Source organism: Pseudoxanthomonas sp. PXM04 (assembly GCF_014851695.1).
Lineage (GTDB): Bacteria > Pseudomonadota > Gammaproteobacteria > Xanthomonadales > Xanthomonadaceae > Pseudoxanthomonas_A > Pseudoxanthomonas_A beigongshangi.
Window position 1 is genome coordinate 1,240,040 of the sequence record NZ_JACVAG010000001.1, and the last position, 14,288, is coordinate 1,254,327.

The 14,288-nt window shown below is 67.3% G+C and carries 14 protein-coding genes; 5 read left to right on the forward strand and 9 right to left on the reverse strand.

Annotated features, from left to right (window positions below; translation table 11 throughout):
- Positions 1–24: 24 nt before the first annotated feature.
- Genes hflD through IB228_RS05780 form a run of 4 tightly spaced genes read right to left on the reverse strand, consistent with a single transcriptional unit; the run spans position 25 to position 2,713 of the window.
- Complete coding sequence (gene hflD / locus IB228_RS05765) at positions 25–636, reverse strand: high frequency lysogenization protein HflD (protein ID WP_183641499.1); 612 nt, start codon at positions 634–636, stop codon at positions 25–27.
- Positions 633–1,751, reverse strand: a complete 1,119-nt coding sequence (gene mnmA / locus IB228_RS05770) for a tRNA 2-thiouridine(34) synthase MnmA (protein WP_192197805.1) — start codon at positions 1,749–1,751, stop codon at positions 633–635. The genes hflD and mnmA overlap by 4 nt, the downstream gene beginning before the upstream one ends.
- The gene (locus tag IB228_RS05775) at positions 1,748–2,212 is read right to left on the reverse strand and encodes an NUDIX hydrolase (protein ID WP_183641496.1); all 465 of its coding nucleotides are present in this window, start codon (positions 2,210–2,212) and stop codon (positions 1,748–1,750) included. The genes mnmA and IB228_RS05775 overlap by 4 nt, the downstream gene beginning before the upstream one ends.
- Before the next feature lie 15 nt (positions 2,213–2,227).
- Positions 2,228–2,713, reverse strand: a complete 486-nt coding sequence (locus tag IB228_RS05780; RefSeq protein ID WP_183641493.1) for a hypothetical protein — start codon at positions 2,711–2,713, stop codon at positions 2,228–2,230.
- Positions 2,714–2,791: 78 nt separating this feature from the next.
- Here IB228_RS05780 and clpS point away from each other — a divergent pair, with 78 nt between their 5' ends.
- Together clpS and clpA are read left to right on the forward strand one after the other, a co-directional pair.
- Complete coding sequence (gene clpS / locus IB228_RS05785; protein WP_141452949.1) at positions 2,792–3,112, forward strand: ATP-dependent Clp protease adapter ClpS; 321 nt, start codon at positions 2,792–2,794, stop codon at positions 3,110–3,112.
- Between the two features lie 124 nt (positions 3,113–3,236).
- Complete coding sequence (clpA, locus tag IB228_RS05790) at positions 3,237–5,519, forward strand: ATP-dependent Clp protease ATP-binding subunit ClpA (protein WP_183641491.1); 2,283 nt, start codon at positions 3,237–3,239, stop codon at positions 5,517–5,519.
- Between the two features lie 173 nt (positions 5,520–5,692).
- On the opposite strand, the gene infA is transcribed toward clpA, so the two are convergent.
- The 5 genes from infA to trxB all read right to left on the reverse strand — a co-directional run bounded on the left by infA (position 5,693) and on the right by trxB (position 9,308).
- Positions 5,693–5,911: a translation initiation factor IF-1 gene (gene infA, locus IB228_RS05795; protein WP_079726088.1), complete on the reverse strand. Its 219-nt coding sequence runs from the start codon at positions 5,909–5,911 to the stop codon at positions 5,693–5,695.
- Positions 5,912–5,997: 86 nt separating this feature from the next.
- Positions 5,998–6,744, reverse strand: a complete 747-nt coding sequence (aat, locus tag IB228_RS05800) for a leucyl/phenylalanyl-tRNA--protein transferase (RefSeq protein WP_192197806.1) — start codon at positions 6,742–6,744, stop codon at positions 5,998–6,000.
- Between the two features lie 47 nt (positions 6,745–6,791).
- On the reverse strand, positions 6,792–7,931 hold the full coding sequence (locus IB228_RS05805) for a GNAT family N-acetyltransferase (protein ID WP_192197807.1): 1,140 nt from the start codon (positions 7,929–7,931) through the stop codon (positions 6,792–6,794).
- Positions 7,932–7,935: 4 nt separating this feature from the next.
- A complete protein-coding gene (locus IB228_RS05810) occupies positions 7,936–8,355 on the reverse strand; it encodes a GNAT family N-acetyltransferase (RefSeq protein WP_183641485.1) in 420 nt (139 codons plus the stop codon).
- Positions 8,355–9,308 (reverse strand): thioredoxin-disulfide reductase, encoded by a 954-nt coding sequence (gene trxB / locus IB228_RS05815; protein WP_141452944.1) that lies wholly within the window; start codon positions 9,306–9,308, stop codon positions 8,355–8,357. Before trxB ends, IB228_RS05810 begins: the two co-directional genes overlap by 1 nt.
- A 321-nt stretch (positions 9,309–9,629) precedes the next feature.
- Here trxB and IB228_RS05820 point away from each other — a divergent pair, with 321 nt between their 5' ends.
- The 3 genes from IB228_RS05820 (at position 9,630) to IB228_RS05830 (ending at position 14,262) form a co-directional block, all read left to right on the forward strand.
- Positions 9,630–11,996 (forward strand): DNA translocase FtsK, encoded by a 2,367-nt coding sequence (locus IB228_RS05820; RefSeq protein ID WP_318289015.1) that lies wholly within the window; start codon positions 9,630–9,632, stop codon positions 11,994–11,996.
- 139 nt (positions 11,997–12,135) lie between these two features.
- Positions 12,136–12,762: an outer membrane lipoprotein chaperone LolA gene (gene lolA / locus IB228_RS05825; protein ID WP_183641475.1), complete on the forward strand. Its 627-nt coding sequence runs from the start codon at positions 12,136–12,138 to the stop codon at positions 12,760–12,762.
- 198 nt (positions 12,763–12,960) lie between these two features.
- Positions 12,961–14,262 carry a replication-associated recombination protein A gene (locus IB228_RS05830; protein WP_192197870.1) on the forward strand — a complete coding sequence of 434 codons (1,302 nt, stop codon included), beginning with the start codon at positions 12,961–12,963 and terminating at the stop codon, positions 14,260–14,262.
- Positions 14,263–14,288: the final 26 nt, after the last annotated feature.

Sequence of the window (14,288 nt, forward strand, 5' to 3'; positions counted from 1 at the left end):
CGGCCTGCCCCGTTCAACCAGCCCTCAGTTCAACCAGCCGTCGACGGCCGCGGCCATCGCGCGGCGCGAGAACAGGAAGTCCCAGTAGCTGCCGCCCAGTTGCCGCCACAGCACCGCCGCGCGCACCGCCGCCAGCAGGATCGCGCGGATTTCGGCGACCACGCCGGGCTGGCCGAGGTAATGCGGATTGCCCTGGACCATCACCCGCGGGCGCAACTGGCTGAGGGTTTCGGCGTAGAGGTTGCCGAGCGCGGCGATCACTTCCGGGTGGGTGCTGCCGAGCTGGCCGGATTGCGGGGACAGCTTCTCCACGCCCTGTCCGATCGCATCGATCAGATCGTTGCGGCGGATGAAGCGACGCTCCAGCTGCAGCACCGCCATGCCCAGGCGGGGCAGGGTGTCTTCCTTGTTCTCGCCGGTCAGGTAACCGCGCAGCAGGCGCAGGCCAGGATTCAGTTCGGAGGCGCGGCCAAACACGCCCGCCGTGTCGACGGCGTCCAGGCGGAACACGCTGTCCAGCGCGGTCTGCACCACGGCGGCTTCGGAATGGCCGGTCTCGGCGATGCGGCGGACCTGGTGCAGCGCCTGCGCCAGTCCGGCCAGGGCCAGGACACGTTCGGAAAACTGGTTGCTCAAGCCGCTTGCTCCGCGATTCTTCGTTCCAGGGGGGCGTCGGTGGCGGCGATGACCGCGCCGCCGAGACAGACGTCGCCGTCATACAGCACCACCGACTGGCCGGGCGTGACCGCACGCTGCGGCCGCGCGAACGCGACCTCCAGCCGGCCATCGTCGGCGACCGTCACCGAGCAGGGCTCGTCGGCCTGGCGGTAGCGTGTCTGCGCGGTGCACTCGAAGCGCGTGGACAGCGCACTGCCGGTGGTCCAGTGGGCCGGCTCGGACCACAGCCGGTTCGATTGCAGGTAGGGACTCAGGGTGTCCTGGTCCACGTACAGGATGTTGTTGGCCACGTCCTTGCCGACCACGTACCAGGGCGCGGCGGGACGCCCGCGCACGCCGCCGATCTGCAGGCCCTCGCGCTGGCCGAGGGTGAAATAGAACACCCCCGGATGCTCGCCGATGCGCTGCCCCTGCGGATCCCGCATCTCGCCGCGGCGGGCGGGCAGGTAGCGGCCGAGGAACTCGCGGAAATCGCGCTCGCCGATGAAGCAGATGCCGGTGGAATCCTTCTTGTCGTGGGTCGGCAGGCCGGCCTCGCGTGCGACCGCGCGCAGATCCTGCTTCTGCATTTCCCCGATCGGGAACAGGGTCGCCGACAACTGTTCCTGGCCCAACTGGTGCAGGAAGTAGCTCTGATCCTTGCCGCGGTCGATGCCGCGCAGCAACTGCCAACGTCCGCCATGGAAACCGATGCGCGCGTAGTGGCCGGTGGCGATCTTCTCGGCGCCCAGTTCGCGCGCGGCATCAAGGAAATGCTTGAACTTGACCTCGCGGTTGCACAGCACATCCGGATTGGGCGTGCGGCCGGCGGCGTATTCGGCGAGGAAATGTTCGAACACGCCCTGCCAGTACTCGGCGGAGAAATCGCGGAAATGAAACGGAATCCCGAGCCGGCCGCACACGGCCACCGCGTCGCGGCGATCATCCTCGGCCCGGCATTCGCCGCTGCCGTCGTCGGCCCAGTTCTGCATGAACAGTCCGGCCACGGATTCACCGGCCTGGACCAGGCGCAGCGCCGCCACCGACGAGTCGACCCCGCCCGAGACCCCGACGATGACGCGCGGCGTGCTCATGCCAGGTGGTGGAGCATGTCCAGCGGGTAGCGGCGGCCGCCCAGGTAATCCTCGACCGCCTGCCACACCAGCGGGCTGCGATGGCGCGCCTGCGCCTGTTGCAGCTCGGCCGGGGTCAGCCAGTGGGTCTGGACGATGCCTTCGTCCAGCGCGCGCTCCGGATCGTGGCGCACCGGCTCGGCGGCGAAGGCGAAGCGCAGGTAGTGGCGGCCGGTTTCGGTGGCCTTCCACTGGTAGGCGCCGACGAAAGCGGTCAGGCGCACGTCCCAGCCGGTTTCCTCGCGGGTCTCGCGCAGGGCGGCGTCGAGCAGGGTCTCGTCCGGTTCCAGGTGGCCGGCGGGCTGGTTGAACACCAGCCGGCCCTGGGCGCGTTCCTCGACCATGAGCAGGCGGCCGTCACGCACCACGATGGTGGCGACGGTCACGTCGGGTTGCCAGAATCGGCCTTCGCGATAGCTCATGGGCGTATCCCGGAATCAATAGTCGTCGGAAGCCGGATCTTCGGCCAGTTCGACTTCCATCGCGTCGGCCGAAACGGCGGCGGCGGAAATGGCGTCTTCCAGCAGTTCGGTGCTGGCGTCGGCCGGCAGCTTGACCACGTAGACGGCGCTGCGATCCTGCTTGACCCAGGAACCGAGGATCAGCGCGTTGGAGGCGTCCAGCAGGCGGTTGGCGACCACCGCCGGCAGCGATTCGCTCGGCGACTGGTAGGCATACGACCACAGCTCGCGGACCCGGTGCTTGCCGTAGGTCTCCACCGTCGAGCGGATATAGACGATCTGGCTGCGCTCGTCGTTGTCGCCGGTGGCCATCAGCAGCTTGTAATCGCCATCCTCGTCCACCTCGTACTCATAGCCGAGCCCCTTGAGTTGCTTGGCGATGGCCGGATCGGCATCGGCGGCGTGCGCGGCGGGCAGGCCCGCGACGGCGGCGAGGACGAGGGCAAGGGCGGCGTATTTCATCAGCGGGCAGTCCATTGGGGGGAAAGGGGTTAATTGTGCGTGCAAGCTCGTTGGGCGTCCAATCCGTATAATTGCCACATGTCCCGCAAGCATGAAAACGAACGCGACCACGCCGTCCTGGTGGAAACCGGAAAACCGGAGGTGGCGCCGCCGCCGCTCTACCAGGTGGTGCTGCTCAACGATGATTACACCCCGATGGATTTCGTCGTGGTGGTCCTGCAACAGTTCTTCGGCATGGACCTGGAAAAGGCCACCCAGATCATGCTGCACGTCCACACCCGGGGCCGCGCCGTCTGCGGGGTCTACACCCGCGAGGTGGCAGAATCCAAGGTGGCCCAGGTCAACGAATTTTCGCGGGTGAACCAGCACCCGCTGCTGTGCACGATGGAGAAGTCCTGAGGTTTTGATGTTTGGGCGCCGCCGGCCCTTGCAAGGCAACGATTCCTGAACACTGAAATCCGGATGGGTGATGGAAATCCACCCCTCAGGCCGCATATTGTCGGCATCGGCCCCGGAGGCGACCATGTTCAGCAAAGATCTCGAGCAAACCATCGGCCAGTGCTACAAGCGCGCCCGCGAAGCACGGCACGAGTTCATGACGGTGGAGCACCTGTTGCTCTCGCTGTTGGAGAACCCGTCCGCGCAGGCGGTGCTGAAGGCGTGTGGCGCCGATTCCGGCCGCCTGCAGCAGGAACTGGAACAGGCCATCGAGGCCTCGGTGTCCCGTCTGGCCGAGGATGACGGCCGCGACACCCAGCCCACCCTGGGCTTCCAGCGGGTGCTCCAGCGCGCGGTCTACCACGTGCAGTCCTCGGGCAAGAAGGAGGTCACCGGCGCCAACGTGCTGGTGGCGATCTTCGGCGAGAAGGACTCGCACGCGGTCTATTTCCTCAACCAGCAGGACGTCACCCGCCTGGACGTGGTGAATTACCTGTCCCACGGCATCGCCAAGCAGGGCGAGGACGGCGAGGCCCAGGGCGCCCACGAGGGCGAGGGCGGCAAGACCGAGGCCGGCGAGGGCGACGGCAAGGGCGATGCCCTGACCGAGTTCGCCAGCAACCTCAACGACCTGGCCCGGCAGGGCAAGATCGATCCGCTGGTCGGGCGCGCCGACGAGATCGAGCGGACCATCCAGGTGCTGTGCCGCCGCCGCAAGAACAATCCGCTCTACGTGGGCGAGGCCGGCGTGGGCAAGACCGCCCTGGCCGAGGGCCTGGCCAAGCGCATCGTGGACGGCGAGGTGCCGGAGGTCCTGCTGGACGCCACCATCTACTCGCTGGACCTGGGCGCACTGGTCGCCGGGACCAAGTACCGCGGTGATTTCGAGAAGCGCCTGAAGGGTGTGTTGGCGGCGATCCGCAAGATTCCCGGCGCAATCCTGTTCATCGACGAGATCCACACGATCATCGGCGCCGGTTCGGCCAGCGGCGGCACCATGGATGCCAGCAACCTGATCAAGCCGGCGCTGGCGTCGGGCGAACTGCGCTGCATCGGTTCGACCACGTTCCAGGAATACCGCGGCATCTTCGAGAAGGATCGCGCATTGGCGCGGCGCTTCCAGAAGATCGACATCGTCGAGCCGACCGTGGGCGAGGCGTTCCAGATCCTGCAGGGCCTGAAGCCCCGCTACGAGGCCCATCATGGCGTCACCTACGCCGACGAGGCGTTGCAGGCCGCGGTGGATCTGTCGGTCAAGCACATCGGCGACCGCCTGCTGCCGGACAAGGCCATCGACGTGATCGACGAGGCCGGCGCCCGCCAGCGGCTGCTGCCGGAAGGCCAGCGCAAGGATCTGATCGACATCGAGGAAATCGAGACCATCGTGGCGAAGATGGCGCGCATTCCGGCCAAGCAGGTCACCTCGTCCGACAAGGACGTGCTGCAGCACCTGGAGCGCAACCTGAAGATGGTGATCTTCGGTCAGGATCCGGCCATCGAGACCCTGGCGTCGGCGATCAAGCTGGCCCGTTCGGGGCTGGGCAATCCGGACAAGCCGATCGGCAATTTCCTGTTCTCCGGTCCCACCGGCGTGGGCAAGACCGAGGTGACCAAGCAACTGGCGCTGCAACTGGGCATCGAGTTGGTCCGCTTCGACATGTCCGAGTACATGGAACCGCATTCGGTGAGCCGCCTGATCGGCGCGCCCCCGGGTTATGTCGGTTTCGACCAGGGCGGCCTGCTGACCGAGAAGATCGTCAAGACCCCGCACTGCGTGCTGCTGCTGGACGAGGTCGAGAAGGCGCATCCGGACATCTTCAACATCCTGTTGCAGGTGATGGATCGCGGCGTGCTCACCGACACCAACGGCCGCGAGGCCAACTTCAAGAACGTGATCCTGGTGATGACCACCAACGCCGGCGCGACCCAGGCCTCGCGGCGTTCGATCGGCTTCACCCAGCAGGATCATTCGACCGACGCGATGGAGGTCATCCGCCGCAGCTTCACCCCGGAATTCCGCAACCGCCTCGACGCGGTGGTGCAGTTCCAGGCGCTGGGCTTCGACCACATCCTGCGGGTGGTGGACAAGTTCCTGATCGAACTGGAGATGTTGCTGCAGGAGAAGCACGTCAGCCTGTCGGCGACGCCGGCGGCGCGCGACTGGCTGGCCCAGCACGGTTTCGATCCGCTGATGGGTGCGCGCCCGATGGCGCGCCTGATCCAGGACAAGGTCAAGCGCCCGCTGGCGGACGAACTGTTGTTCGGCAAGCTGATCAACGGCGGCCGGGTCAGCATCGACGTGCGCGACGGCGAACTGGTGGTGGAAACCCAGGCCGAACCGGAGAAGCTGTTGCCGGTGACGGTCTGAGGCCGGAGTCCGTCCCGGTGACGGGATGGCTCGTTCGAAGCCGGAGCGGCCACGCTCCGGCTTTTTTGTTGCCGGGGGCGGGGTGCGGGACCGGCAGCCGCCGATGCGCCAGCTGACGACAAAAAACAAAAAGGGCGCCAATGGCGCCCTTTTTAATCAAAAGCTTATCGCAATTACTTCATGCGATACGTGATGCGACCCTTGGTCAGGTCATAGGGGGTCATTTCGACCTTGACCTTGTCGCCGGTCAGGATGCGGATGTAGTTCTTGCGCATGCGACCGGAAATGTGGGCGATGATTTCATGCCCGTTTTCCAGCTTGACCCGGAACATGGTGTTGGGCAGCGTTTCGGTAACGGTGCCTTCAAATTCGATGGAGTCGTCTTTCGACATGCAGACCTGTGCTGTGCGGCCGGAGACGGCCAGGGCGATAAAGTCCGCCATTGTACGCCGCTGAGGCGCCGCGCGCAAAAATACCGTTAATGCCCGGTGGCGTCCGCCAATCGGGCGGCGGGAAACTCGCCAAAGCGAGTGGTCCAGGCCGCCGTCGGCTCGGGCTGGTCCACCAGGCCGCGGACCTGGTGCAGGAACCCGGCGCGCGGGAGACGCTCGGCGCCCAGGCTCAACAGGTGGGGGTTCTCCACCTGCGCATCGATCAGCGGCCAGCCCCAGCCGTGCAGGGTATGGGCAAGTGCGGCGATGGCGACCTTGGAGCCGCCGCTGTCCGCGCTGAACATGCTCTCGCCGAAGAACATCCGGCCGATGGCCACCCCGTACAGGCCACCGACCAGGCGGGCGCCGTCGAACACCTCGACGGAATGCGCGTGGCCCGCCCGGTGCAGGGCCACGTAGGCGTCCTGCATGGATGGAGTGATCCAGGTGCCGTCCTGGCCCGGACGCGGACGGGTGGCGCACTCGGCGATCACCGACTCGAAGGCGGTATCGGCGCGGACCCGCCAGGTCGAGCGGCGCAGGCCGCGCCGGAACCGCGAGGCGAGATGCAGCCGGTCGGTGCGGAACACCATGCGCGGGTCCGGCGACCACCACAGCAGCGGCTGGCCCTCCGAGAACCAGGGAAAGATGCCGCCGCGGTAGGCGTTGAGCAGCCGCGGCAAAGTCAGGTCGCCGCCGACCGCCAGCAGGCCGTCGGGTTGGCGCAGGGCGAGCTCCGCGGGCGGAAACGGCGCATCGGGTTCGGGCGCGAGCAGGAAGGGACGCTGGCTCATCGCGACATTATCGGCATCGGGCGCGGCATGTCGCCACGTGATCGGGTTCAGCGCGCGCTGGCCTTGAATGGCGAATGCGCGGCCAGGGTGGCGGCGTAACGGCGCACCGCCAGGGTTTCCTCCTCGCACCAGCAGCCCAGCGCCTCGGCGAACGCGGGATCGGCGATGCGGTGGCGGCTGCGCACGAACACCGGCAGGAAGCCGCGCGCGATCTTGTGCTCGCCCTGTGCGCCGGGTTCGAACACCCGCAGGCCCTCGCGCAGGCAGTACTCGATGCCCTGGTAGTAGCAGGTCTCGAAATGCAGGCCCGGCAGGTTCTGGCGGCAGCCCCAGTAGCGCCCGTACAGGGTGTCGCCGCCGCGCAGGCACAGCGCACCGGCGATGGCTTCGCCGTCGCGTTCGGCCAGGAACAGCACCAGTTGGCGTGGCAGGGCCCGGGCCAGATGGCGGAAGAACTCGCCGGTGAGCGCGGGCGAATTGCCGTAGTCGTGGAAGGTCTGCAGGTAGAAGCCGAACATGGCGTCCAGCTCGGCGTCATTGGCATCGCCGCCATGGACGGTCCGGAAGGTCACGCCGGCACGCGCGACCCGCGCGCGCTCCTGGCGGATGTTCTTGCGGTGCTTGTGGTCGAAGGCGGCCAGGAAGGCGTCGAAATCCGTCCAGCCGGCGTCGTTGCGCCAGTGGTACTGCACGTCGGTGCGGGACAGCCAGGTCGGGTCGAACGCGGCGTCTTCCGCCTGCGGATGGAAATTGACATGCACCGAGGACAGCCCGTCCTCGTCCGCGCGTTCGGCCAGTGCGTCGATCAATTGCCGGCGCGAGGCGGCGGTGGGCGCCAGCAGGCGCGGGCCGGTCACGGGCGAATAGGGCACCGCGCACAGCCACTTTGGGAAGTAATCGCGTCCATAGCGCGCGTACGCCTGTGCCCAGGCATGATCGAACACGAACTCGCCGTGCGAATTGTCCTTCAGGTACGCCGGTGCCGCCGCGACCAGCGTGTCGCCTTCCCACAGCGTCGCGTGGCGTGGCGTCCAGCCCCAGTCCGCGCGCACGCAGCCGTGCCGTTCCAGCCCGGCCAGAAATGCGTGCGAGACGAACGGATTGCGGCCATCGTGCAGCGCGTCCCACGCGGCGGCGGGAATCGCCGACAGATCCTCGAGCAGGCGGAGACGGGGAGGGGCGGACACGGTTTCAGCCGCCGCGGTAGACGTCCGGATCGTGCTTCTGCATGTGCCGCTCCGGCTGGCTCAGCGCCTCGAATCCGAATCCGGCGTACAGCGGCTGCATGTCGCGGGTGACCAGGTGCAGCCGGCGCAGCCCTTGCAGGCGCGGATCATCCAGCAGTGCGCGCACGATGGCGCGGCCATGACCCTGGCCGCGATGGGCCTCGTCGACGAACACGTCGGCGAGGTACGCGAAGGTGGCCTGATCGGTCACCGCGCGCGCGAAGGCGATCTGCGAGCCGTCGAGGAAACCGCAATAGCAGATCGAGTGATCCAGCGCACGGCGCAGGGTGGCGGCGGGAATGCCCGCCGCCCAGTAGGAATCGCGCAGGAACGCGTGGACCCGTTCGAAATCCAGCTCCGCCGGGTCCGCGCTGATGCGCAGCATCAGGCGTCCTTGTCGAGGAACCGCTCGGCGTCCAGCGCGGCCATGCAGCCGAAGCCGGCCGAGGTGATCGCCTGGCGGTAGTGCTGGTCGGCCACGTCGCCGGCGGCGAACACGCCCGGCACGGTGGTGGCGGTGGCGCCGCCGTCCAGCCCCGACTTGATGGTCAGGTAGCCGTTGTTCATCCCCAACTGGCCCTCGAACAGGCTGGTGTTGGGGGTGTGGCCGATCGCCACGAAGAAGCCGTGCACGTCCAGGTCGCGGGTGCTGCCGTCCTGCACCGACTTGACCCGCAGGCCGGTCACGCCGGCCTCGTTGCCCAGCACCTCGTCCACGGTGTGGTGCCAGACCGGCTCAATCTTGCCGGCCTGGATTTTGGCGAACAGCTTGTCCTGCATGATTTTCTCCGCGCGCAGGGTGTCGCGGCGATGCACCAGGTAGACCTTGCGGGCGATGTTGGCCAGGTACAGGGCTTCCTCGACGGCGGTGTTGCCGCCGCCGACCACGGCCACGTCCTGGTCGCGGTAGAAGAAGCCGTCGCAGGTGGCGCAGGCGGACACGCCGCGGCCCTTGAAGGCCTCTTCCGAAGGCAGGCCCAGGTACTTGGCGGTGGCGCCGGTGGCCAGGATGAGCGCGTCGGCGGTGTATTCGCCGTTGTCGCCGATGAGCTTGAACGGACGCTGGCCCAGGTCGGCGGTGTGGATGTGGTCGAAGATGACTTCGGTGTCGAAGCGCTCGGCGTGGGCCTGCATGCGCGCCATCAGGTCCGGACCCATCAGGCCGTGGGCGTCGCCGGGCCAGTTGTCCACCTCGGTGGTGGTCATCAGCTGGCCGCCCTGCTGCAGACCGGTGATGACGACGGGCTTGAGGTTGGCGCGGGCCGCGTAGACGGCGGCGGTCCAGCCGGCCGGGCCGGAGCCCAGGATCAACAGGCGGCAGTGCTTCGAAGTGCTCATGTATACTCGCGGAGAAGGTGGATTGGCCTTGCGATTGCAACGGCTGGCACGCCGTCGCAGGCGACATAGAGTGCGGGTGTGATCAGGTTCGATCAAGGCGCGCGGATGGAATGCGGTGATGCGCAACAACACGCGAGCGGCACGCGGGCCACGGCCCGGCGACAGGCTGGCGATCAGCGACAGGGCGCCACGGTAGCGCCTTTTTTTCTGCGGGCTTTCCCGGGCCGGACGCCGAGACGGCGTGATTCCGAGGGCTGAAATCTGCCAATGTTTCGTTTATTATCAAAGACTAATGGCATATTCCTAAGGTCTCATCGAAAGGTGGCGAAACCAGCATCCGAAAACGGCAAGGGCAAGGGCGCCAACGCGGCCGCGCGCAAGCAGGCAACCGCGACGGCGAATCCGCGCCGGCAACGCCTGTGGCGCGATCTCGCGTTGATCGTGATCGCGCCGCTGCTGCTCTATCTCTTCGCCAGCCTGTTCTCGTATTCGCCGGACGATCCCAGCTGGTCGCAGGCGGGCAGCGTCACCGCGCCGATCCAGAACTGGGGCGGCAAGGTCGGCGCATGGCTGTCGGCGCTGCTACTGTCGTTGTGCGGTTATGTCGCGTTCCTGCTGCCGGTGATCCTCGGCGCGGTCGCCTGGATCGCGTTGTTCGGCATGGACACCGATGGTGACGGCGAAGCGGATCTGGGGCCGGCGCTGCGGCTGGTCGGCATGGTCGGCTTCCTGATTTCCTCCACCGGCCTGCTGTTCCTGCGCGGGGTGCCGGCCCAGCATTTCTCCGACGGGCCGGGCGGCATCCTCGGCACCCTGGTCGGCAAGTCGCTGCTCAGCGGCTTCGGTGGATTGGGCGGCAACCTGTTTCTGCTGGCGCTGTTCCTGGTCTCGGTGACCCTGGCCACCGGCCTGTCCTGGTTCGCGGTGATGGAGCGCATCGGCAAGGGCGTGCTGGCGCTGCCGGGCATGTTCCGCAAGGGCAGCCAGCAGGCCGCCGAATGGCAGCAGACCCGGGTGATGCGCGAAGAACGCGAGGAAGTGCGCCGCGCCGACGCGGTGCTGCGCGCCAAGCGCGAGCCGGTGAAGATCGAACCGCCGCCGGCACCGGTGATCGAGAAGAGCGAGCGGGCCAAGCGCGAGCAGCAGATCCCGTTGTTCCATGGTACGGGCGGGGATGCCTCCGGCTTGCCGCCGTTGTCGCTGCTGGACGATCCCAAGCCGCAGACCAAGGGCTATTCCGAGGAAACCCTGGAAACCCTGTCGCGCCAGATCGAATTCAAGCTCAAGGACTTCCGCATCGACGCGCAGGTGGTCGGCGCCTATCCGGGCCCGGTGATCACCCGCTTCGAGATGGAACCGGCGCCGGGCGTGAAGGTCAGCCAGATCAGTTCGCTGGACAAGGACATCGCTCGCGGCCTGAGCGTGAAGTCGGTACGCGTGGTCGACGTGATTCCGGGCAAGTCGGTGATCGGCCTGGAAATCCCCAACACCAGCCGCGAGATGATCTTCCTCAGCGAGCTGCTGCGTTCGAAGGAATACGACAAGTCCGGCAGCGCGCTGACCCTGGCGCTGGGCAAGGACATCGCCGGCCGCCCGACCGTGGCCGACCTGGCGCGCATGCCGCACCTGCTGGTCGCCGGCACCACCGGCTCGGGCAAGTCGGTGGCGGTCAACGCGATGGTGCTGAGCCTGCTGTACAAGGCCTCGCCGAAAGAACTGCGGATGCTGATGATCGACCCGAAGATGCTGGAACTCAGCGTCTACCAGGGCATCCCGCACCTGTTGGCGCCGGTGGTCACCGACATGAAGGAGGCCGCCAACGGCCTGCGCTGGTGCGTGGCGGAGATGGAGCGCCGCTACAAGCTGATGAGCGCGGTGGGCGTGCGCAACCTGGCTGGCTTCAACAAGAAGGTCAAGGACGCGCAGGACGCCGGCCAGCCGTTGATGGATCCGCTGTTCAAGCCCAATCCGGATCTGGAGGAGGCGCCGCGCCCACTGGAACCGCTGCCGTTCATCGTCATCTTCATCGACGAATTCGCCGACATGATGATGATCGTCGGCAAGAAGGTCGAGGAACTGATCGCCCGCCTGGCGCAGAAGGCGCGCGCCGCCGGCATCCACTTGATCCTGGCCACCCAGCGTCCGTCGGTGGACGTGATCACCGGCCTGATCAAGGCCAACATCCCGACCCGCATCGCGTTCCAGGTCAGCTCGAAAATCGACTCGCGCACCATCCTGGACCAGTCCGGCGCGGAGACCCTGCTGGGCCACGGCGACATGCTGTACCTGCCGCCGGGCACCGCGATGCCCGAGCGCATCCACGGCGCCTTCGTCAGCGACGACGAGGTGCACCGCGTCGTCGAGCACCTCAAGGCCACCGGCACCGCCGACTACATCGAGGGCGTGCTGGAGGAGATCCAGACGATGGGCGATGGCGTGGTGGTCGGACCGACCGGCCTGCCGGAAACCAGCAGCGGTGGCGGCGACGAGAGCGACCCGCTCTACGACGAGGCGGTGCGCATCGTCACCGAGAGCCGGCGCGCGTCCATCTCCGGCGTGCAGCGCCGGCTGAAGATCGGTTACAACCGCGCCGCCCGCCTGATCGAGGCGATGGAGGCGGCCGGGGTGGTGTCGCCTCCGGAACACAACGGCGATCGCCAGGTGCTGGCGCCGCCGCCGCCCCGTTGATGCGCCGGGAAACCTTCGCGCGCCGGCAGCCTGAACGCCGGTTCATGGCGTGCGGAATCCGGGCCAACGCGATGCGCCTCATTCAGACTCGCCGGGGCACACTCGGCGCCGAATCCGAACCCCAGACCTTGCAGACGCCATGATTCGAATCGCCCGTCCCGCCGTCCTCATCGCCGCCGCGCTGTTCGCCGGCAACGCCTTCGCCGGCGCCCGCGACCAGCTCAAGGCCTTCACCACCGGACTCAAGGGCCTGGACGGCCAGTTCGTCCAGCAGGTCCATGACGGCGGCGGCAAGCTCAAGGAAACCTCCAATGGCCGCGTCGCGCTGTCCGCGCCGCGCCTGTTCCGCTGGGAATACAACAAGCCCTACGAGCAGTTGATCGTGGCCGACGGCAAGCAGGTGTGGGTCTACGATCCGGATCTGAAGCAGGCCACCGTGCGCGAGCAGGGCATCGAGGAGCAGAACAGCCCGCTGTCGGCGCTGATCGATCCCGGCAAGCTGGACCAGCAGTTCAACGTCAAGGAAACCGGCAACCAGGGTGGCCTGGAATGGCTGACCCTGACCCCCAAGCGCGAAGGCGACGCCAACTTCCAGTCCGCGCGGCTGGGTTTTGATGGGAAGGGCCTGGCGCAGATGGAAGTGATCGACGCGGTCGGCCAGCGCACCACCATCAAGTTCAGTGGCTGGAAGCGCAATCCGTCGTTCCCCGGTGGCACCTTCAAGTACGCGCCGGGTCCGGGCGTGGACGTCGTTGGCGGCTCCTGAGCCGCTACCGCAAGCACGCATCCGCCGGACCATCCAGGACCGGGTTCCCATCGGGAATCCGGTCCTTTCATTTTCGCCGGCCGGTTCAACGGCGCGAATGCGCCGCGTGGACGGTAGAATCGGCGGGTGGCACGATCCCCGAAAACACGAAATCCGTTCCCGCAGGAAGCGGATCTGCTGAGCGTCGATCGCTCGGCGATGCGGCCGCTGGCCGAACGCATGCGGCCACGCACCCTGGACGAGATGGTGGGGCAGCGCCGGCTGCTCGCGCCCGGCAGCGCGCTGCGCCGCGCGGTCGAGTCCGGGCGCGTGCATTCGATGATCCTGTGGGGACCGCCGGGCTGCGGCAAGACCACCCTGGCGCTGCTGCTGGCGCAGTACGCCGATGCCGAATTCCAGGCCATTTCCGCCGTGCTGTCCGGGTTGCCGGACGTGCGTGCGGTACTGGCCGAGGCGGCGCAGCGTTTCGCCGAAGGACGGCGCACCGTGCTGTTCGTGGACGAGGTGCACCGCTTCAACAAGGGCCAGCAGGACGCGTTCCTGCCGCACATCGAACGCGGCACCATCCTGTTCGTCGGCGCGACCACCGAGAACCCGTCTTTCGAACTGAACTCGGCATTGCTCTCGCGCTGCCGCGTGCACGTGATGGAGGCGGTCTCGGCCGATGACATCCGCCACGCGCTGCGGCGGGCGGTGGATGACGGGGAACGCGGCCTGGGCGGGCAGGGCCTGCAGGCCAGCGATGAGGCGCTGGGTGAAATCGCCGGCGCCGCCGATGGTGACGTGCGCCGCGCGCTGACCCTGCTGGAGATCGCCGCCGAACTGGCGACGGGCGAGGACAACACCATCACCCCGCAGACCCTGCAGCAGGTGCTGGCCGATCGCACGCGCCGTTTCGACAAGGGTGGCGAGCAGTTCTACGACCAGATCTCGGCGTTGCACAAATCCATCCGCAGTTCCAATCCGGATGGCGCGCTGTACTGGCTGGCGCGGATGCTGGACGGTGGTTGCGACCCGGTCTATCTGGCGCGGCGGTTGACCCGGATGGCGGTGGAGGACATCGGCCTGGCGGATCCGCGCGCGCTGCAGATGGCGGTGGATGCCTGGGACACCTACGAGCGATTGGGCAGTCCGGAAGGCGATCTGGCGCTGGCGCAGGTGGCGATCTACCTGGCCAGCACGGCCAAATCGAATGCCGGCTACAAGGCCTTCGGGATGGCCAGGCAGGACGTGCGCGAACACGGCACCCAGGAGGTGCCGCTGCACCTGCGCAACGCCCCGACCAAACTGATGAAGCAGCTTGGCTACGGCGGCGGCTACCAGTACGACCACGATGCCGAAGGCGGCATCGCGCTGGACCAGACCGCGTTTCCCGATGCGATGGGGGAGCGCGTGTACTACGAACCGGTCGAACGCGGGCTGGAAATCAAACTCAAGGAAAAACTCGATCGCCTGCGCGAGGCCAGGCGCGAGGCGAGGGCGGGCAAACCCCGCAAGTAAGCGGGCGGGAATGCATTGTCCGGATG